We start from the raw sequence: 19,894 nt of genomic DNA, 5'->3' as shown, positions 1-19,894 counted from the left end.
AAGCGCAAGGAAACTTTGGAGTCTATCGCTATAAATCTTAATATGAAAGTCGAAGAATTAAGACATTTTCATAATTATAATTGTGATTTAAAACATTTAATTGGTGGAAACAAAATTCCCAGACATGTAAAAGAAATATATTATCCTGCAGTAAAGAGTAATAACAATACTTTTGTAAATAACCATTCGGTAAACACAATAGTTTCATCAGTTGACAATTTATTTAGTCAGCATTACACATCTCAATTGTTACATTTTAAATGTAAAGTAACTGTAACGTCAGATAACAATGTTATTGATTTTATAAACCATTATTCTCTTCAATATTTTCATAAATCGGATGAATATTTTTACGTGGAAATAAATTATAATCTTTCACAATCAAAAAGTTCAGATCCTCTATCTGAGATAAAAGAAAAAATATATTCTAACATTTATCCATTAATGTTAATTATTAATATGGATGGTACCATACATGATATTCATAACTTTTCCAGAATAAAAAATCGTTGGTTTAAACTTAAGAATGAAATTAAAAAAAAATATTCTATTCCGTCAATTCTTAATTTTTTAAATCAAAATGATGGTATTTATCTAAATAAAGAAAGTCTGCTTCAACGATTAAAAAATGATTGGTTTTTGAATTCCTATTTTTTTGGAATCTTTACAAATTACAATAAGGAATGGGAAATCACTAAAACAATTAATATTCCTATATCCAGTTCTTCATTTACATCTTTACTTGTTAAACAAAAAATTATAAATTATTCTGAAAAGGAAAATTATATTGTTTCGGAAATCGAAAATTATGCTAAATCAGAAAATTATCTTGTACCGGATAATAATAAATATACAGCCTGTTTTACTTTAGAGCCTTTATTTCATATACCCCATAAAATATTTATAAATTGTTATTTAGAAAATCAAGCAGCTAAAAAAATATCAATTTTAATCACTCAAATAATTAAATCTTAATAAATTTCAAGCTTAAATCTTATTATTAAAATATCTTATTAACTTAAATACAGTATAAATTTTACAATTTTAATAAAATAAAATAAAATTTGTTAAAAAAATTAACTTTTTACTTTGTCAGTAAAAAAATTAATTATAATTTTATTTCTCAATTTACAATAAATATATATTATTAGACATTCTTTTTAAGAAACAATATTTTAATTAACATTAAAAAATAACATAATTACTAAGAAAATAGTAATTATAACACTAAAACTTTTAATTTTTTGGGTTTACATGATTTAACGTTTAAACATGATTTATCCCATATTCAATTTATTTAGATAAATTGAAACCAACTAATTATTATTTATCATGATAACAAAAACAACTAAAATTCTTTTTACTATTTGGTTTTTATGTAACTTAATTTCATGTGGGCAAAAAAAAGAGGCTATGCTCATGGGGAAAGAAAATTTTTTAATAACCGAAGATAATTTAGTCCCTACACTTCTCAATGATGTAAAAAAATATTCTGAAGAGCCTTTATATTATCTACATATTGTTCCTGTAAAATGTGATTACGAAATACTTATCAATGATTTCCCCATTTATAACAGTCAGAAAAGCAACAAAACCAGAATTATTTATATTAATCAAGCTATACTACAAACAGGATTACAAAAAATTTCCTATTATCTTTACCCTGAGAAAGGTGAAAAATGTTTAGTTGATTCCAGTGAACTGCAAATAAGTATATGCAAACATCAAGCCAATAAGAATGAATCTCATGAAGTTTTTATGTCATTTCCTAGTCCTAAAATTGAAATTATAAAAAGCGGGCAAAATAATAAACAAATATCTGAAGCCAGTGGACATAAAATTTATAAAAATAATCTTATGTTTCATGCTGAGGTACCTTATAAGATTAAAGGTTGGAGCAACGGTCAATATCTTAAGAGTTATGATTCTTTAGCTTTAAGGCAGGCGGTAATAGATTTCTATAAAAGCCAGTGGGAAAATTTTAAACATCACAAAAAAGATGAGATATTTTCTCTTTTTTATAAGAAAGAGAAAGAAAGAATCATTTGTGAGTATAACAGTAAAAAGCATATTGATTTAATTTTAAAATCTTATTCAAAACTTTTAAATAATACCTCTTTCTCAACTCAATCATTAGACAAGTATAAGATTTCATTTTATGGAAATGGTAAATTAGTTCGACTGGAAAGAAAAGATAAGGACTCCGTAGCCGATAAATATTTAAGCAGTAATTATGAAAATACATCAAACTCTAATTTATTGAATTATTATTTGTATCTTCCTAAAGGAAAGAACCTTAATAACGGGCTTGAGATTATTCGTTAATCTTAACCGCTAATAAACATTTTTCTTTTTTCTTGTTATTATACTTAAAAGGCTGTTTTTTGACAGCCTTTTAAATTTTAATTTTTTTATAAATAAAAAAGAGAATTAAGAACTTTGTTCTTAATTCTCCCAACAAAACCACAAAAATGCATAATTATTTTATGCTTAATTTGTATATTTTAGTACTGACTACCTTGGTTTAAGCTCAGTAATTTTTTCTTTAGGATTCATTACATTATTTACTTTTTCAACTACGATATCTTTTTCTAAATTAAAAGTGGTAGTCTGTCTTGAGTCAAGAGCAGAAGCTCCGACTTCGATTTTATAAGTACCTTTGTCTGCTATCCAAGAGCTTTTATCTGTATAAAAAGAAGCCAAATCTTTAGGATTTATAACCATTGTTAGTGTCTGAGTTTCTCCTGGTAATAATAATTTGGTTTTAGCAAATGCTTTTAATTCCTTAACTGGTTTGTCTATTTTTCCAGCAGGGGCAGAAAGATATAACTGCGCAGCTTCTTTTCCTGATGTTTTACCAATATTTTTGATATCTATACTTACTGATACTTCTTTCGTAAAATCTGAATTATTTATTTTCAGGTTAGAATACTCAAACTGAGTATATGAAAGTCCATAACCGAATTCATAAGCAGGTTTTACATTAAATGTGTTGAAGTATCTATATCCAACATAAACTCCTTCTTCATAAACAACGTCTGTAGGGTTGTCTGCTGGAAAACCTTGGAAATTTCTTGCGGTAGAAACATCTTCATATTTTATAGGGAAGGTAATTGTCAATTTACCAGACGGAGAAACTTTTCCAGTAAGTACATCAGCTACAGCGTTTCCTCCTTCCTGTCCTGGCAACCAAGCTTGTAAAATCCCGTCAACCTTGTTACTCCAGCTCGCTATATCTACGGGACCTCCTACATTAATAACTACTATAACTTTTTTATTCAATGAATGAAACTCTCTGGATACATTATCTATCAAGCCTATTTCATCTTTAGTTAAATAAAAATCATCCTGTATTTTTCTGTCATCCATCTCACCTGAACTTCTGCCTATTGTCAAAATAGCTAAATCATTTTGTAAAGCACTTTTTCTAATAGTTGCAATATCAACCTGAGGTTGTGGTATCAACGGAACCAAATTCATTGGATCTGCTTTAAGCTTTTCTTTAATTTTAAGTACTTCCTGGTTTACGAAAGATTTATAGATTGCACTTAAATCAGAATCAATCTTAAATCCTGCATTTAAAAGACCATCAGTTAATGAAACCACATAAGCTTTATTTACATCTCCACTTCCTGTACCTCCGGCAACAAAATTATAAGAATAACTTCCAAAAACTGCTAATTTATTAGAGCTTGAAGTGATAGGCAAAGCTTGTTGTTTATTTTCTAATAATACCATGGCTTCTGTAGCAGCTAATCTGGCAATAGAAGCATGAGCTTTTAAATCCGGATTGTTAGAAAATTGATAATTTTTCATTTTCTGTGAAGCAAAAACCATTTCTAAAATTCTTTTCACACATACATTTAAATCTTTTTCTTTTAATGTACCTGATTTTAAGTCATTAAGTATATCTTGTTTTTGTAAAGCAATACCAGGCATTAATAAATCATTACCTGCTTTAAGCTGTTGAGAAGTATAATGTTCAGAAGCATTTCCTTTTAAAGCTTCCAAGCCTTTACTATACCCTCCTAACCAATCTGTCATTACTAAACCTTTAAAACCCCATTCATTTCTAAGAATTGTAGTTAATAAATCGTAATCAGCAGAAGTATATACTCCATTGATTTTATTGTATGAAGACATTATAGTTGCCGGATTAGATTCTTTTACAGCAATTTCAAAACCTCTGAGATATATTTCTCTTAGTGATCTTTGTGAAACATGGACATTTAATTCCATTCTGTTTTTTTCACTGTTATTGGCTGCATAATGTTTTAAAGATACACCAGAACCGTTTTTTTGAATACCATTGATCATTGAGGCTGCTATCTTCCCGGAAATTAATGGATCTTCTGAATAATATTCATAATTTCTTCCACAAAGCGGGTTTCTCATAATATTAATTGCTGGAGCCAGCTGTATATCAGACCCATATTCCAAAACTTCGTTCCCCATAGCTTCTCCAACACTTTGAACTAATGGAGAGTTCCAGGTTGATGCTAAAGCTATTCCAACGGGAAACCCTGTAGCATAAAAAGTTTTATTTGTATTTTTTCTGGTAGGACTAATCCTTACACCTGCTGGTCCATCGGTCATAACAACTGCCGGAATCCCATATTTTTCTAAAGGAAAAGTGGTACCCGCAGCTCCCGGAACTAAATATTCCGTACCTCCTACAACCATATCTTTAATCAATCCTTCAAATCCTTTCATCCCCGTCCCCATAACCAGGTCTATTTTTTCGTTAAGAGTAAGTCTGGACATTAAATCGTCAATTCTTTTACTCTCAGGTAATCGGGTATCTTCGTATTTATCAAGTTTACCATTCTTGTTTAAATCTAAGAATTCTATTCCGTCAACAATTATTTTTTGCATAGAACCAGATTCCTGTCCTGAAAGAAATGAAGTTCCTATTCCAACACTCAATAGAAGCGCTGAAAAAACTTTCATTTTTGATTTTGTTATTACTTTCATTATTTCATTTTTTTGGTGATACATTATTTACATTTACTGTATAATTAATCATACAGTTACAAGTGCCTTGATTGAATATTAAATACAAGTTTTTAGATTTATCTAAGTTAAATAATACTTGATAAACCGAGAAATAATTATAGAATTTGTATTTTTTTAAGATATGGGTGTAGTTAAGTAGCTTAATCCAAAAATGTAATTTTTGAATATTATATTCGACTTTTAAATCTGAATATTCGGATGTTATTGTGTTAAACATTCTCATTTTTACTGCTACTCTGTAGTTCCGACTATTTCTTATGAATACTAAATGTTAATATATTTATCAGAAGAATATTTTAAAAAAAGTATTTATAAAAAGATAGTTGTTGGTTTGGTTTTAGTTTTACAACCAATCATTGCTGATGTAACATACAATGATGTGTTGTATAGACACAAATATATTATTTTATTTTTTATTTTGTTTATTTTTTATCTAAAAAAAAATTCTTATTTTATGTCTCTTAAATAAATTAAAATTTAAGCTTTATTTGATTTTCTTAAACAATACTAAAATAAATGAGTGAATCATTTTAATATTTAACAAATAGAAAAAGCCTGTTAGAAACTAACAGGCTTTTTTATAAATTTAAAATTAATTTTTAATTTTCAAGTGCTTGTGCACCACTTACAATCTCGATAAGCTCGTTGGTTATAGAAGCCTGTCTGGCTTTATTGTATGAAATTATAAGATCTTGCTTCAAAGTGGTTGCATTGTCAGTAGCAGACTGCATCGCAGACATTCTGGCTCCGTGTTCTGCAGCATTAGAATCTAAAATAGCTTTAAAAAACTGGACTTTTAAAGTTTTTGGAATTAACTCTTTCAATATTTGCTCTTTAGAAGGTTCAAATATATAGTCTGTATTTAAAGAATGTTCGTTAGCCTGAGAAGATGTTTCAGTATTTAATTTGATAGGAAGAAATTGTTCTACCTGCAATAACTGAACTACAACATTTTTAAATCGGTTATATACCAATTCAATTTTATCATAATCTCCGGATATAAATCTTTCGATTATGTCGTCAGTAATTTCGGTTGCATTATCATAAGATAAAGAATCCCAAAGATTACTACAATTTTTATAGATAGGTGCTATTTTACTTAAAATATCATGGGCTTTTTTTCCTACAGTCAAAATATCTACCTGAACATTTTTGTATTTATTTTCAAGTAAATTTTTTACGGCTTTAACAACCGTTGAATTAAAAGCTCCTGCTAACCCTCTGTTAGATGTTATAGCTACAAGTAAAACTTTTTTAACTTCACCAGTTCTCATATATTCTTCCCCTACATCACTGTCAGAAGCAGAACTAACATTTGACAAGAGCTCCTGCATTTTTTCAGAATATGGACGTAAACGTTGGATAGCATCTTGTGCTCTTTTTAATTTGGCTGAAGAAACCATCATCATAGCACTCGTTATCTGCATCGTAGAGTTTACTGAGGTAATCCGGTTTCGTATTTCTTTTAATGTTGCCATTTTTCTCTTATCTGTTTATTTATCGAACTGATTATTAAGAATAATTTTTAACTACTTCAGCTATTATTGTATCTAAAGCATCAGTTATAGATTTATCTATTTTTCCGGCCTTAATATCTTTCAATAAATCGGCATGCTTAGTTCTTAATGTATCTGTTAGATTGGCTTTAAAATCACTTACCTTATTAACGGGTACTGATTTTAATAAATTTTGAGTCCCTGCATATATTATTGCTACCTGCTCTTCCACCGGCATAGGTGAATTAACAGATTGTTTTAAAATTTCAACGTTTCTTTCTCCTTTAGCAATCACAGCAGCTGTAGCTGCATCTAAATCGGAACCAAATTTAGCAAAAGCTTCAAGTTCCCGGTATTGTGCCTGATCGATCTTTAGTGTTCCGGAAACTTTTTTCATTGATTTAATTTGTGCTGCACCTCCTACTCTGGATACGGAAATACCAACGTTGATAGCTGGTCTTACTCCTGAGTTAAACAAATCAGATTCAAGAAAAATCTGACCATCTGTAATCGATATCACATTGGTAGGAATATAGGCAGAAACGTCTCCCGCCTGCGTTTCAATAATTGGTAACGCTGTTAAAGATCCACCTCCTTTTACTCTTCCTTTTAAAGATTCAGGTAAATCGTTCATGCTTGATGCTACTTCATCGTTAGCTATTATTTTAGCTGCCCTTTCCAATAATCTTGAATGTAAGTAAAAAACATCTCCTGGATAAGCTTCTCGTCCCGGAGGTCTTTTTAATAAAAGAGATACTTCCCGATATGCTACTGCCTGTTTAGATAAATCATCATAAATAATTAATGCAGATCTTCCGGTATCTCTGAAAAATTCTCCTATAGAGGCTCCGGCAAATGGAGCATATACCTGCATTGGAGCAGGATCTGAAGCATTGGCAGCTACTACTACTGTGTATGCCATGGCTCCTTTGTCTTCTAATGTTTTTACTATTTGTGCTACTGTAGATGCTTTTTGTGCTATTGCAACATAAATACAAAATACAGGTTCTCCTCTGTCGTAAAATTCTCTTTGATTTAATATAGTATCAATAGCTACTGTTGACTTTCCTGTCTGACGGTCACCAATAATTAACTCTCTTTGTCCTCTTCCGATCGGAATCATAGAATCTATAGCAACAATCCCTGTTTGTAATGGCTCATTTACAGGTTGACGATATATTACTCCCGGAGCTTTTCTTTCTAATGGCATTTCAAGCAATTCTCCTGTTATCGGACCTTTACCATCAATAGGAATACCTAAGGTATCAACCACACGGCCTATCATTCCATCCCCAACATTTATTGACGCTATGGTTTTAGTTCTTTTAACTATATCTCCTTCTTTTATACCGCTGGATTTTCCAAATAGCATAACCCCAACATTATCTTCTTCCAAGTTCTGAACCATTCCTTCTAATCCGTTAGAAAAACGAACCAATTCTCCTTGTTCTGCTTTACTCAATCCGTAAATACGAGCAATACCATCACCTACCTGTAATACAGTTCCTATTTCATCTAAAGAAACATTTTGATCAAAATTTGATAATTGTTGTTTTAATATTGCAGAAACTTCTGCTGGTTTTATATCTGCCATAGTGGTTCTTATTTAATAATTAATTCAAAAAATATTCTTAAAATACTTTTTCACCTAATTTTTTCTTAATATTATTTAGTTTAGTTTTAACGCTTGCATCTATTTGTTGATCTTCCATTCGTAATATGTAACCGCCTATAAGAGATGGATCTACAATATTTTCAATGATAGCCTTTTCCGGGTTAATATTCGGATCTGATGCAATAATTTTATTCAAGAATTCATCATCCAAAGGTACTGAGGAAGTTATCTCTACCCTTTGTATGCCTTTATATTCGTCATTTAGTTTTAAAACATCTTTAGATATTTCAAGTAAGATATTTTCTCTTTTATGCTTTAATACTAAAGTTATGAAATGACGGGTGGTGGCAGAAAATGATTTAAATATTTCATCGGTAATCTGAATTTTTTTCCAGGTTTCAATGATAGGAGATTTTAAAAACAATTGAAAATGCTTGTTTTCCTGAATATTCTCTATAATTGACTGCACTTCTTGAACAACTACTTCAGTTTCGTTAACTGAAAGCGCATAATCCCAAAGCCCTGAAGCATATCTTCTTGCAACTCTTGATACAGCCATGTTAGTTAAGTTTAGCTTTATTAACCAACGATTCAACTAACTTTTTCTGTTCTTCTTCTGAAGATAATTCTTTTTGAAGAACCTGTTTAGCTATATCTACAGATAAGTCTGCCACTTCACTTTTGATCTGGTTGATTGCAGAAATTCTTTCGTTATTAATACTTTCTTTGGCTGCTCTTATTATTTTATCTCCTTCATCAGATGCAGCTTCTTTAGCATCACTGATAATTTTATCTTTAATTTCACGAGCCTCTTTTAAAATACTTTCCCTCTCTAATCGAGCCTCTTTAAGTATTTTCTCGTTTTCGGATGTTAGCTTAGCCATTTCTTCTCTGGCATTTTTAGCCTCATCTAAAGATTTTTGAATTGTATTTTCTCTGTCTTCTAAAGCTTTTAGAATAGGTTTCCAGGCAAATTTTCCTAATAATATCAATAAGACAATGAAGGATATTGTCATCCAAAATACTAATCCAATTTCAGGTGTTAATAAATCCATATCTATTTATTTTACTCTTTATATAATAATTAATTTTTTCTTATAAGAAAAACCCGAATAACCAACCGTTAAATTCGGGTTTTCATTTTTTTTGTCTTACTTAATCAAAGAAACAACTATTGCAAATAATGCAACCGCCTCGATTAATGCAGCTAAAATTAAAGCTGAAGACTGGATTTTTCCTTGAGCTTCCGGTTGTCTTGCAATTGCTTCCATAGCTTTACCGCCAATTAAACCAATTCCTAAACCTGCTCCAATAGCAGCTAAACCTGCTCCAATTACTGAAATTCCCATAATTTCGATGTGTTTATATTTATATAATTTAAATTAATGTTCTTCGTGATGCTCTTCTGTAGCCATTCCAAAATACAAGGCTGATAAGGTTGTAAATATGTAGGCTTGTAAAGCTGTAACTAATATTTCAATTACACTTATAAATACAACTGCTATAATTGATGCAGGTGCAACTAAATAAGATTTAAATACAAATATCAGAGAAACCAAACTTAAAATAATGATATGTCCAGCTGTAATATTAGCAAATAGACGAACCATCAAAGAAAATGGTTTTGTAAACATTCCTATCAGTTCGATTGGAGCCAAAAATATTTTCATAGGTACGGGTACTCCCGGAGCCCAGAATATATGCTTCCAGTAATTTTTATTCCCACTGAAGGTTGTTATTATAAAAGTAAATACAGCTAATGTACATGTTACAGCAATATTTCCGGTTAAGTTAGCTCCAAAAGGAAAAAAAGGTATAAGCCCCATTACATTATTTAACCATACAAAGAAAAATACGGTTAATAAATAAGGCATATATTTTTTATATTTTTTTTCTCCTATATTTGGAATTGCTATATCATCTCTAACAAAAACTACAAGCGGCTCAATTACTTTTGCTGCTCCCTTAGGCACTCCTTTATACTTACTTGTTTTGTAAAACCTACCTGCAGAGATGGCTACAACTAATAAAAGTATTAATGATAACCACATTGAAAATACATTTTTAGTTATTGAAAAATCCCATGGCTTTTTATTTATTGGATGATGCTGATCATCTAAATGAACAATTTTAGCTGATTCGGTAATATAATCACCCTGATCATTTTTCTTGGAATTAGCATAATAAATTTTTTCATGGAATTTGGTAAATTTCATTCCATTTTTTTCTACAATAACTTCACCACTATCATCTCCATGAAATTCTTTTGATGAAAAAGTTACCAGCCCATTTTCTGTCCATAAAATTATAGGCAAATGAATGGTTAAATCATGTCCCCAGATATCAAACTGATGTGAATCTTTAACATGGTGCATGGCAGTTTCTGTAGGATTGAATTCTTCTGAATGTTTTTCGCCACCCGAAGCTAAAGCTAAATTTACTGTAAAAAGTAGAGTTAAAATACTTAATATAAATCTTTTCATATTTCTCATTCGTAGGTTTGCAAATATAATTATTTTTAGCAAAATTCCAATATATATGATTTTAATCATACAGTTAAGCTGTAGACTTTCCGTATTTATTTAATTTTAAAATAAATATAATCTCTATAATCATCAATATTATATAAATAAGACAAATTATAACAATCAATTCCTTTACAATTTGCGGATATTTGTAACAACCATATAATAATATCGCATTCTTCAGTAATGAACAGAATAAATACATAAATAGTATTTTACCTTTATCTATAATAGCGGCTGTTAAAGCTCCAAAATAGACAAAAACAGAGGAAAAACTTATAATAATATAGGAATTGGAAGTAAAATTCTTTAAAGATGCATTAGCCCAATTATATGTATTTATCAATATATAAAAGATAATAGCTAAAAGAATGTTTATAAATAAATATAAGAACGTATTTTTTTTCATTTTTGTTTTTTTATTATTTGTCTTATTACACTGAACAAGCCTAACCCTATTCCTAATAGACTGAATATGATAATAAACAAAGGATTATTATTATTGTATTTTTTATCCATATAAAAACCTGCTCCTGCAAAAAGTAAAATCGTAACTAAAAGTTGCATTCCTAATCCAGAATAAAACGCATAATCTTTCATTTATTATTTAATATAATAAGCAAAGGTAGATATTAACTTATCAGAATCAAAAAATATTAATATATAAATATGGCTTTACAAAGCCTGTTTAATAATACAATTTTTTACGTACAAGAAAGTTACCTTTAAAGTAAAAACAAAAAAAATTTGCAGTTCCCGAACAAATGCTTAAATTTGCAATCCATTTTTATGGAAAAGTTACGCAATTATGATATCCTATTTTCATCATTAAAGCTTGGTAAACATAGCTTTAAGATGTTTGCTGATCAAAAGTTTTTTGATTTATTTACTTTTGAGCAGGAATTCAAAGAGCCTAAAATTGAAGTAGATGCAACGCTTACTAAACATTCTTCATTTTTAGAGCTTGAAATTAAAACAGAAGGAAAAGTTCAATTAGAATGTGATATTTCCGACGAAGTTTATGTTGAATCTGTTCATAACATAATTAAAATTTTGGTCAAATTCGGTGAAGAATTTGATGACAGTAACGAAGAGGTTTTAATCATTCCTATGGGGGCTTATAGCGTTAATATTGCCCAGTTTATATTTGAAAGCGTACTTTTATCCATACCTATGAAGCGTATTCATCCCAGATATGCCGAAGGCTATAAAGATGAATATACAGACCTAATTGAAAAATACAGTCTACCTGATGAAGGTGACACAGAAACAGAATAAAAATAAAAAATATACTTAAGGAATTATGGCACATCCTAAAAGACGTCAGTCATCTACAAGAAGAGATAAAAGAAGAACTCATTACAAAGCATCAGTTCCTCAATTAGCAAAATGTTCTGCTACCGGTGAATTACATCTATTTCACAGAGCATACTGGCATGAAGGTAAACTTTATTACAGAGGTAAAGTAGTAATGGAAAAAAATGTTGAAGAAGTAGAAGATTAATAATATCTAACTGATTCAATTTGAGAAATATAACCATTTAATTAATATGTTAAATGGTTTTTTTGTGTATTAACAAATTTACTTTATATTTGAAACAATAATAAAAGCTTTAGCTCATGGACATTAAAGACATTCAAAATTTAATAAGATTTGTATCTAAATCTGATGTTGCAGAAGTAACTTATAAAACTGAGGATTTTGAGATTTCAATAAAAACCAATAATGGTTCAGTAGTCTATACCCCATCGGTTTCTCAACAACAGATACAATCTTTACCACAGGTTTCTGCACCGGCTGAACAGCCTTCTGCTCCTGCCACTGTCCCTGCTTCTACAGAAGATACTTCTAAATATATAACAATTAAATCACCCATGATCGGAACTTTCTACAGAAAGCCATCACCGGATAAAAGCGTTTTTACAAATGTTGGAGATACGGTAAGCATAGGAAGTGTGGTTTGTGTTATAGAAGCAATGAAATTATTTAACGAAATAGAATCAGAAGTGTCTGGTAAGATTGTTAAAATCTTAGTAGATGATGCTTCTCCAGTAGAATTCGATCAACCTTTATTTTTAGTAGACCCATCTTAAAATTATTGATTTATGTTTAAGAAAATTCTGATTGCAAACAGAGGGGAAATTGCTATGCGAATTCTCAGGACTGCTAAAGAAATGGGAATAAAAACTGTTGCTGTTTATTCTACTGCTGATGCTCAAAGTCTGCATCTTCGATTTGCAGATGAAGTAGTTTGTATTGGTCCTGCGGCCAGTAAAAATTCTTATTTAAACCCATTAAATATTTTGGCTGCAGCTGAAATAACCAATGCAGATGCAATACATCCTGGGTATGGATTCTTATCTGAAAATGCAAATTTTTCCAGATCCTGCCAAAAAATGGGAATTAAATTTATAGGTGCTACACCTGAAAATATTGATAGAATGGGTGATAAAGCTTCAGCAAAAGCAACAATGAAAGAAGCTGGAGTTCCTACCGTTCCTGGTTCTGAAGGACTTATCGGGTCTTACGAAGAAGCTAAAAAGATAGCGAAAGAAATTGGTTATCCTGTGATGATTAAAGCAACAGCAGGTGGTGGTGGAAAAGGTATGCGTGCTATCTGGAAAGAGGAAGACCTTACTAAATCATGGGAATCTGCTGTTCAGGAAGCCGAAGCTGCTTTTGGTAACGGTGGTATGTACATGGAAAAACTTATTGAAGAACCCAGACATATAGAAATTCAAATTGCCGGAGATAAATATGGAAAAGCTATTCACTTATCTGAAAGAGATTGTTCTGTACAAAGAAGGCATCAAAAATTAACCGAAGAAACTCCTTCCCCTTTCATGACTGATGAACTTCGTGAAGAGATGGGTAAAGCGGCTATAAAAGCAGCTGAATATATCGGTTATGAAGGTGTAGGTACTATTGAATTTTTAGTTGATAAACACCGTAATTTCTATTTTATGGAAATGAATACCCGTATTCAGGTGGAACATCCAATTACTGAACAAATAACCGATCTGGATCTTATAAGACTTCAAATTGAATTAGCAGGGGGAACAAAAGTTCCGAAACATAGTTTTTACCCTAAACTTCACTCTATTGAATGCAGAATAAATGCTGAAGATCCTTATAATGACTTCAGACCTTCCCCAGGAGCCATTACCGGACTGAATATTCCTGGAGGAAATGGTGTACGTATAGATACTCATGTATACTCCGGTTATAAAATACCTCCATTTTACGACTCTATGATTGCTAAGCTTATTGTTACTGCTCCAACCAGAGATGAGGCAATACTTAAAATGAAAAGAGCTCTTGATGAATTTTATATTGAGGGTGTTAAAACAACTATACCTCTTCATAAACAATTAATGGAAGATTCTAATTTTATTGACGGTAATTACACGACTAAATTTATGGAAGATTTTATACTTGATGAAAATTATAACAATCATTAAATTTAAAAATATATTTAAAATAAAAAAGCTGCTAATCAATTAGCAGCTTTTTTATTTGATTTAATAACTTTTATAATAAAAGTTATTTCTATTTTTTAATCTTCATCATCTTCATCAGAAATGGCTTCAGCATCATGATTTTCGTAAGTATCTTCTTCTTCATCATCAAACGTTTCTGTTTCATCTTCAAATTTGATATCAAGATCTACATCATCCACTCCTCCAAAATCATCTATATCTGGAGATAAAGAGAATTTTTTATCTGGAGCTTTCAATGGCATTTTCCCAAATCTGTATACAGTCAGAGGGTAATTCCCTATAGCTTTTTTATCAACTATATCCAGTAATTCTACATAAAATGACCACATTTTCATAAAGTCGTAAACGAAAAGCATTCGGTCTCCTACTTTTGAAAAAGCTTCTTTGATATAAACATCAGACATTGTTTCCCCATCACCTTCATCTGACATATCCTCTAAAGGAACCTCTTGCCCCTGGTTCCAGTTTCCGTCAGATTTATAAAATGAAGCTAACTCATCTCCTTGTAAACTGAAAGCGCTTTTAATACCTTCATACAAATTCCACAAAGTTTGTAATTCTTTAATCTCAATATCCCGAAAAACGTCATCTTCGGTTTCAAGGATTACTCTAATTTTATAAATCATACTGAGTTTAGTTTTTTTGTTTCAAATTTAATTTTTTTCCTAATTCTAACATATAATCGAATGAATTTTTATACTCATTTTTTATAACTCCTTCTAATATTGCTTCTTTTATCGCTTCTTTGATTATTCCTATTTGTTTTCCTTCTAAAATTTCAAATGTATTCATTATGTCATTTCCTGAGATAGGAGGTTGAAAATTTCGTATTTTATCTTTTTCTTCTACTTCCTTAATCTTTCGCTCTACGTATTCAAAGTTCTTTTTAAATTGAGCCTGTTTTTTTTCATTCTTTGTCGTGATATCTGCTTTACACAAAAGAAACAAATCTTCCATATCATCCCCGGAATCAAAAAGTAAACGTCTTAATGCGCTATCAGTGGCATCATCGGTAATTAACGATATTGGTCTGGAACTATATTGTACTAGTTTCTGGACATATTTGAGAGAATCGCCCAGAGGTAACTTTAATCTTTTAAATATAGTAACTACCATTTTGCTACCAACAAATTCATGGGAATGAAAAGTCCAACCTATTTTTTTATCAAAACGCTTAGTTCTTGCTTTACCAATGTCATGAAGTAATGCCGCCCAACGTAACCATAAATTATCAGTTGTTTGACTTATATTATCCACTACCTCCAATGTATGAAAAAAATTATCTTTATGCTTCTGTCCTTCAATCTCTTCAATTCCCTGCAAATCGGTAAGTTCCGGCAAAAATCTTTCCAGAAGCCCTGCTTCGAATAACAATTTAAGTCCTATACCTGGCTGAGGAGTCATCATTATCTTATTAAATTCATCTGCAACTCTTTCTTTGGAAAGAATATCAAAACGTACGGCATTCCTTCTTATAGCTTCGAATGATTTTTCTTCAATTTGGAAACCTAATCTTGTAGCAAAACGAATAGCTCTAATCATACGAAGAGGATCGTCAGAATAAGTTATATCAGAATCTAGGGGTGTACGAATAATCTTGTTATTTAAATCATTTAATCCATTAAACGGATCAATAAGCATTCCGTAATCATCTTCATTTAGACTTATTGCTAAGGCATTTATTGTAAAATCTCTTCTTTTTTGATCATCTTCTATAGTTCCGTTTTCCACAAAAGGCTTACGACTGTCGGGAGTATAACTTTCCTTACGGGCACCTACAAATTCAATATCGCAATTTTTTATATTGACCATAGCGGTACCGAAACGCTTAAAATAGGAAACCTTAGGTCTAGGCTTATAAGTTTCAGCTAAAATAGTAGCTAATTCTATTCCACTTCCTTCAGTAACTATATCAATATCTTCAGCCTCAGTATTACCTAATAAATAATCACGAACAAAACCACCAATGACAAAAGTTCTTTGCTTTTTTTCACTTGCAATTTTTGATAGCTGTTTAAATATAGGTGCTTGTATAGCCTGAGTTAAATCCATGAAATATTTATTCTCTTATTCTCTTATTATCTTAATTTTTCCATCTACAGAAAGTTGTATTACCGAAGATCCCGGGTACAAACTTTTTTCTTCACGGCGCAAATTTATTATATAATCCACACCTTCCAAAATTTTACTTGAAATTGAGTCAAATTTTTCCGGAGATGGCTGTCCACTTAAGTTAGCTGAAGTAGACACTAACGGTTTATTTAACTTAGATATTAATTTCTTACAAAATTCATCTTTAGTGAGTCTTATTCCTATTGTATTATTCTCAGATATTAAGTTTGGAGGTAAATTTTTAGGGTTATCATAAACAATAGTTAACGGTTTTTCGGACATATCAATTAAATCCCAGGCTAATGTAGGTACTTCAACAATGTTTTGCAACCGTCTTTCATTCTCAACCAATAGTATTAAGTTTTTACCCTTCTCCCGATTTTTTAATTTATATATTTTATTTACAGCTTCCTCATTAGTAGCATCGCAGCCTATACCCCATATTGTATCTGTAGGGTAAAGAATAATTCCTCCTTGTTTTAAGACTTCAACTGCTCTTTCTATTTCTTCCTTCATTATAAAATTAAAAATGCAAATATATAAATGGATATGATTTTTCAAATACAAATATTATTTTTTTTAATTCATTTAACATTGAGTTAATATTCCTCCTTATTTATTTATAAAGCAGTATAAAAAAAACTTATAAATAATTGGCTGACATGAAATAGTCTGCTATATTTGCAGACTAAAATAAAAATATTATACATATTAAAATTTCACAATGAAAGGAAAAGGATTTGTTAAATTTTTTGCTATTGTTCTTTCGTTAATTTGTCTGGCGGAATTATTTCCGACATTTTATGTTAACCGTATTGAATCTAAAGCAAATAGTTTATCTAACGGAACTGAGGCCAGTAAAAGAACAGAGCTTGAGAAATTAGCTAAAGACACACTGAATCTAGGAATTGTTAAATTAAATTATTTCGATGCTAAAAAGAAAGAAATGAAGCTTGGATTAGACCTTAAAGGAGGTTTAAATTTATTGCTTGAAATTTCTGAAAAAGATTTACTTTTAGATTTAGCAGACAATTCTGAAAATCCTGTATTCAGAAAAGCACTGGATATTGCAACTTCTCAGGAAGTCAAATCTAATGCAACCTATACATCTAACTTTTTCAAGGCTTTTGAATCGGCTAAAAAAGAATTAGGGCAACCTGATTTAAAATTATCTTCTCCTGATGTTTTCGGGACAAAAGATTTATCCGGACAAATTCAGTATAACACTTCTGATGCTAATGTAGAAAAATATATTTCCGGTGTTGTCGAGTCTAAAGTCAATAAAGCTATTGATGTAATTAGAGCTCGTATAAAAAAACTAAATATTGATGAGCCTAACATTGCAAGGGTTCCCGGAACCGGTAGAATTTTAGTTGAACTACCCGGAGTAACAGATGCAGATCGTGTTAAAAAACTTTTACAAACTTCAGCAAGACTTGAGTTTTGGGAAGTTTTTGATCAAGCTTCAGTCTGGGCTTATTTAATGGATGCTAATCAAAAAATTGCAAATAATAAATTATCTGCGTTATTAGCTCCATCTAACCGTTCAAATGCTGTAGCTGTTGCTAAAATTCAGGATACAGCTGCTGTTAATCAAATAATTTTCTCAGATAAAGCTAAAAAATTATTACCTGTATCATTAAAATATTCTAAATTCCTATGGGCTTCAAAACCGGATTCTCGTTTTCCTAACGAATTAGAATTATATGCTATAAGAGGTACAAAAAATAACAAAGCACCTTTAGTTGGAGCTGTAACGGAAGCTCATATAACTTTCGACCAATTTAACCGTATACAAATCAGTATGCAGATGAGTCCAGAAAGTGCAGTAACCTGGAAAGATCTTACTAAAAGAAATATTGGAAAACCTATAGCAGTAGTATTAGATGAAGTTGTATATACCGCACCAAATGTCAATACTGAAATTCCTAACGGGCAGTCCATAATCAGCGGTAATTTTAGTGAACAGGAAGCAAATGACTTAGTAGACGTACTAAAATCCGGAAACTTACCAGCCAAAGCTAAAATTATTCAATCTGAAATCGTAGGTCCAACTTTAGGTCAACAATCCATTAACAATGGTTTATTATCTATTGTTGTTTCTTATGTATTTATTTTAGCATGGATGCTATTTTACTATGGTAAAGCTGGTTTATACGCAAATATTGCCTTAATAATAAATTTATTTTTCTTAATCGGAATTATGGCTTCTACAGGAGCTGTCCTCACTCTTCCGGGTATTGCAGGTATCGTTCTATCTATGGCCATGGCAGTAGATGCGAACATTATTATATTTGAAAGGGTCAAGGAAGAATTACGATTGGGTAAACCGTTAAAACAAGCCTTCATGGAAGGTCAAAAGCATGCGCTGGCTGCCATCATTGACGGAAACCTTACTACCCTTATCGTTGGTATAGTTTTGCTGTTCAGCACCGGTCCTATCAAAGGATTTGCTGTTACTTTAGTTATCGGTATATTCTGTACTTTATTTACTGCAATATTTATAACCGGAATGCTTATTTATGGCGCTATGGATAAAGGGAAAACTTTCTCTTTAACTACTAACATAACAAAAAACTGGTTTACTAATGTTCATTTCAAATGGATGGAAAAAAGAAAATTTGCTTACATTTTTTCATTCATTTTAATGATAATTGCTATTGCATCAATCTTTACTAAAGGTTTTGACAAAGGGGTAGATTATACGGGAGGTAGAACATATGTAATCAAGCTGGAAAAAAATATTCATCCTGAAGAAATTTCAAATTCTTTAGAAAAACTTTTTGTAAAGAACGGAGAATCTAATAATATTAATGCAAAACAATACGGGGAAAGTAATCAGGTAAGAATTACAACTAAATACGGTATGGATAGTAACGATCCGAATATAGATGTTGTAATAAGAGAAAAATTATATGAAGGTCTTAAAAGTTTTTTACCTGCCAACTATTCTAAAGATAATTTTGTTAAAGGATCTCCGTATGGTATTCAATCAGCTTCTGAGGTTGGACCAACTGTTGCCAGCGGAATAGTCAGAAGTGGAATTATTGCTGTATCCATAGCTTTAGGAGGTATATTTATTTATATTCTTGTCAGATTTAGAAACTGGCAAATGTCTACAGGTGCTGTTATATCTTTACTACACGACTCTGTAATAGTAATGGGTGTATTCTCAGTACTTAGCTGGGTTAAAATTATACCGTTTTCTGTAGAAATAGATCAATCTTTTATAGCTGCTATTCTTACTATTATTGGTTACTCTATTAATGATACAGTAATTGTATTTGATAGGATCCGAGAAAATAAAAGAAATAACGTTCATCACCTGATGACTCTGGAAGAATTGTATAATGATGCTATTAATCATACTTTAGGAAGAACTATTAACACGGGGGTTTCCACCATTATGGTAACTGTAATAATTTTCTTCTTTGGAGGTGAAAGCTTACAAGGATTTATGTTTGCTTTATTTTTAGGATTTACATTTGGTATGTATTCTTCCATTTATATAGCTTCGGCTCTTTCTTATGATTTAACTAAATATAGTTATGATAAAGAAACGGAACCTAAATTAGCAAAAAACTAATATTAATACTAGATTATAAACAAAGGACTCAATTGATATTGAG

18 protein-coding genes are annotated in these 19,894 nt (G+C 30.7%); 7 read left to right on the top strand and 11 right to left on the bottom strand.

What is annotated here, in order from left to right:
* Positions 1-42 precede the first annotated feature (42 nt).
* Together EOV51_RS08825 and EOV51_RS08820 are read left to right on the top strand one after the other, a co-directional pair.
* The gene (locus EOV51_RS08825; RefSeq protein ID WP_128151930.1) at positions 43-975 is read left to right on the top strand and encodes a hypothetical protein; all 933 of its coding nucleotides are present in this window, start codon (positions 43-45) and stop codon (positions 973-975) included.
* A 357-nt stretch (positions 976-1,332) separates the two neighbouring features.
* A complete protein-coding gene (locus EOV51_RS08820) occupies positions 1,333-2,325 on the top strand; it encodes a hypothetical protein (protein WP_128151928.1) in 993 nt (330 codons plus the stop codon).
* Positions 2,326-2,514: 189 nt separating this feature from the next.
* Here the strand turns inward: EOV51_RS08820 and EOV51_RS08815 are convergent, their stop codons facing one another.
* The 8 genes from EOV51_RS08815 to EOV51_RS08780 all read right to left on the bottom strand — a co-directional run bounded on the left by EOV51_RS08815 (position 2,515) and on the right by EOV51_RS08780 (position 11,252).
* Positions 2,515-4,974, bottom strand: a complete 2,460-nt coding sequence (locus EOV51_RS08815) for a beta-glucosidase (RefSeq protein WP_128151927.1) — start codon at positions 4,972-4,974, stop codon at positions 2,515-2,517.
* A 641-nt stretch (positions 4,975-5,615) separates the two neighbouring features.
* A complete protein-coding gene (gene atpG, locus EOV51_RS08810; protein WP_128151925.1) occupies positions 5,616-6,494 on the bottom strand; it encodes an ATP synthase F1 subunit gamma in 879 nt (292 codons plus the stop codon).
* 34 nt (positions 6,495-6,528) lie between these two features.
* On the bottom strand, positions 6,529-8,106 hold the full coding sequence (gene atpA, locus EOV51_RS08805; protein ID WP_128151923.1) for a F0F1 ATP synthase subunit alpha: 1,578 nt from the start codon (positions 8,104-8,106) through the stop codon (positions 6,529-6,531).
* A 37-nt stretch (positions 8,107-8,143) separates the two neighbouring features.
* Entirely contained in the window at positions 8,144-8,686 is a 543-nt protein-coding gene (gene atpH, locus EOV51_RS08800; RefSeq protein ID WP_128151921.1) for an ATP synthase F1 subunit delta, read from the bottom strand.
* 1 nt (position 8,687) lies between these two features.
* Positions 8,688-9,182, bottom strand: a complete 495-nt coding sequence (locus EOV51_RS08795; RefSeq protein ID WP_128151919.1) for a F0F1 ATP synthase subunit B — start codon at positions 9,180-9,182, stop codon at positions 8,688-8,690.
* A 96-nt stretch (positions 9,183-9,278) separates the two neighbouring features.
* Positions 9,279-9,476 carry an ATP synthase F0 subunit C gene (atpE, locus tag EOV51_RS08790; RefSeq protein WP_128151916.1) on the bottom strand — a complete coding sequence of 66 codons (198 nt, stop codon included), beginning with the start codon at positions 9,474-9,476 and terminating at the stop codon, positions 9,279-9,281.
* 33 nt (positions 9,477-9,509) lie between these two features.
* Positions 9,510-10,610: a F0F1 ATP synthase subunit A gene (gene atpB, locus EOV51_RS08785; protein WP_228427607.1), complete on the bottom strand. Its 1,101-nt coding sequence runs from the start codon at positions 10,608-10,610 to the stop codon at positions 9,510-9,512.
* Between the two features lie 447 nt (positions 10,611-11,057).
* Positions 11,058-11,252, bottom strand: coding sequence for an AtpZ/AtpI family protein (locus EOV51_RS08780; protein WP_128151914.1), 195 nt, complete (start codon positions 11,250-11,252; stop codon positions 11,058-11,060).
* A gap of 189 nt (positions 11,253-11,441) precedes the next feature.
* Here EOV51_RS08780 and EOV51_RS08775 point away from each other — a divergent pair, with 189 nt between their 5' ends.
* From EOV51_RS08775 to accC, 4 genes are all read left to right on the top strand, one after another.
* Positions 11,442-11,930 (top strand): YceD family protein, encoded by a 489-nt coding sequence (locus tag EOV51_RS08775; RefSeq protein ID WP_128151912.1) that lies wholly within the window; start codon positions 11,442-11,444, stop codon positions 11,928-11,930.
* Positions 11,931-11,955: 25 nt separating this feature from the next.
* Entirely contained in the window at positions 11,956-12,156 is a 201-nt protein-coding gene (gene rpmF, locus EOV51_RS08770) for a 50S ribosomal protein L32 (RefSeq protein WP_128151910.1), read from the top strand.
* A 116-nt stretch (positions 12,157-12,272) separates the two neighbouring features.
* Complete coding sequence (accB, locus tag EOV51_RS08765) at positions 12,273-12,746, top strand: acetyl-CoA carboxylase biotin carboxyl carrier protein (protein ID WP_128151908.1); 474 nt, start codon at positions 12,273-12,275, stop codon at positions 12,744-12,746.
* 12 nt (positions 12,747-12,758) lie between these two features.
* Positions 12,759-14,114, top strand: a complete 1,356-nt coding sequence (gene accC, locus EOV51_RS08760; RefSeq protein WP_128151906.1) for an acetyl-CoA carboxylase biotin carboxylase subunit — start codon at positions 12,759-12,761, stop codon at positions 14,112-14,114.
* 95 nt (positions 14,115-14,209) lie between these two features.
* On the opposite strand, the gene EOV51_RS08755 is transcribed toward accC, so the two are convergent.
* Genes EOV51_RS08755 through EOV51_RS08745 form a run of 3 tightly spaced genes read right to left on the bottom strand, consistent with a single transcriptional unit; the run spans position 14,210 to position 16,769 of the window.
* Entirely contained in the window at positions 14,210-14,779 is a 570-nt protein-coding gene (locus tag EOV51_RS08755) for an IS1096 element passenger TnpR family protein (protein WP_128151904.1), read from the bottom strand.
* Between the two features lie 7 nt (positions 14,780-14,786).
* Positions 14,787-16,205 carry a CCA tRNA nucleotidyltransferase gene (locus tag EOV51_RS08750; protein WP_128151902.1) on the bottom strand — a complete coding sequence of 473 codons (1,419 nt, stop codon included), beginning with the start codon at positions 16,203-16,205 and terminating at the stop codon, positions 14,787-14,789.
* A 15-nt stretch (positions 16,206-16,220) separates the two neighbouring features.
* A complete protein-coding gene (locus EOV51_RS08745) occupies positions 16,221-16,769 on the bottom strand; it encodes an L-threonylcarbamoyladenylate synthase (RefSeq protein WP_128153329.1) in 549 nt (182 codons plus the stop codon).
* A 220-nt stretch (positions 16,770-16,989) separates the two neighbouring features.
* Here EOV51_RS08745 and secD point away from each other — a divergent pair, with 220 nt between their 5' ends.
* Complete coding sequence (gene secD, locus EOV51_RS08740) at positions 16,990-19,851, top strand: protein translocase subunit SecD (protein ID WP_128151900.1); 2,862 nt, start codon at positions 16,990-16,992, stop codon at positions 19,849-19,851.
* The last annotated feature ends 43 nt before the right edge of the window (positions 19,852-19,894 follow it).

This window comes from Apibacter raozihei (assembly GCF_004014855.1).
Lineage (GTDB): Bacteria > Bacteroidota > Bacteroidia > Flavobacteriales > Weeksellaceae > Apibacter > Apibacter raozihei.
This window is presented reverse-complemented; position numbering and strand designations above follow the sequence as displayed.

Bases quoted from the DNA above. Each gene is read 5' to 3' on its own strand.
- EOV51_RS08775 (WP_128151912.1), top strand. From the start codon at position 11,442: ATGGAAAAGTTACGCAATTATGATATCCTATTTTCATCATTAAAGCTT.
- atpB (WP_228427607.1), bottom strand. From the start codon at position 10,610: ATGAAAAGATTTATATTAAGTATTTTAACTCTACTTTTTACAGTAAAT.
- atpA (WP_128151923.1), bottom strand. From the start codon at position 8,106: ATGGCAGATATAAAACCAGCAGAAGTTTCTGCAATATTAAAACAACAA.
- accB (WP_128151908.1), top strand. From the start codon at position 12,273: ATGGACATTAAAGACATTCAAAATTTAATAAGATTTGTATCTAAATCT.
- EOV51_RS08825 (WP_128151930.1), top strand. From the start codon at position 43: ATGAAAGTCGAAGAATTAAGACATTTTCATAATTATAATTGTGATTTA.
- rpmF (WP_128151910.1), top strand. From the start codon at position 11,956: ATGGCACATCCTAAAAGACGTCAGTCATCTACAAGAAGAGATAAAAGA.
- EOV51_RS08815 (WP_128151927.1), bottom strand. From the start codon at position 4,974: ATGAAAGTAATAACAAAATCAAAAATGAAAGTTTTTTCAGCGCTTCTA.
- atpG (WP_128151925.1), bottom strand. From the start codon at position 6,494: ATGGCAACATTAAAAGAAATACGAAACCGGATTACCTCAGTAAACTCT.
- accC (WP_128151906.1), top strand. From the start codon at position 12,759: ATGTTTAAGAAAATTCTGATTGCAAACAGAGGGGAAATTGCTATGCGA.
- secD (WP_128151900.1), top strand. From the start codon at position 16,990: ATGAAAGGAAAAGGATTTGTTAAATTTTTTGCTATTGTTCTTTCGTTA.
- atpH (WP_128151921.1), bottom strand. From the start codon at position 8,686: ATGGCTGTATCAAGAGTTGCAAGAAGATATGCTTCAGGGCTTTGGGAT.
- EOV51_RS08820 (WP_128151928.1), top strand. From the start codon at position 1,333: ATGATAACAAAAACAACTAAAATTCTTTTTACTATTTGGTTTTTATGT.
- atpE (WP_128151916.1), bottom strand. From the start codon at position 9,476: ATGGGAATTTCAGTAATTGGAGCAGGTTTAGCTGCTATTGGAGCAGGT.
- EOV51_RS08795 (WP_128151919.1), bottom strand. From the start codon at position 9,182: ATGGATTTATTAACACCTGAAATTGGATTAGTATTTTGGATGACAATA.
- EOV51_RS08780 (WP_128151914.1), bottom strand. From the start codon at position 11,252: ATGAAAGATTATGCGTTTTATTCTGGATTAGGAATGCAACTTTTAGTT.
- EOV51_RS08750 (WP_128151902.1), bottom strand. From the start codon at position 16,205: ATGGATTTAACTCAGGCTATACAAGCACCTATATTTAAACAGCTATCA.
- EOV51_RS08755 (WP_128151904.1), bottom strand. From the start codon at position 14,779: ATGATTTATAAAATTAGAGTAATCCTTGAAACCGAAGATGACGTTTTT.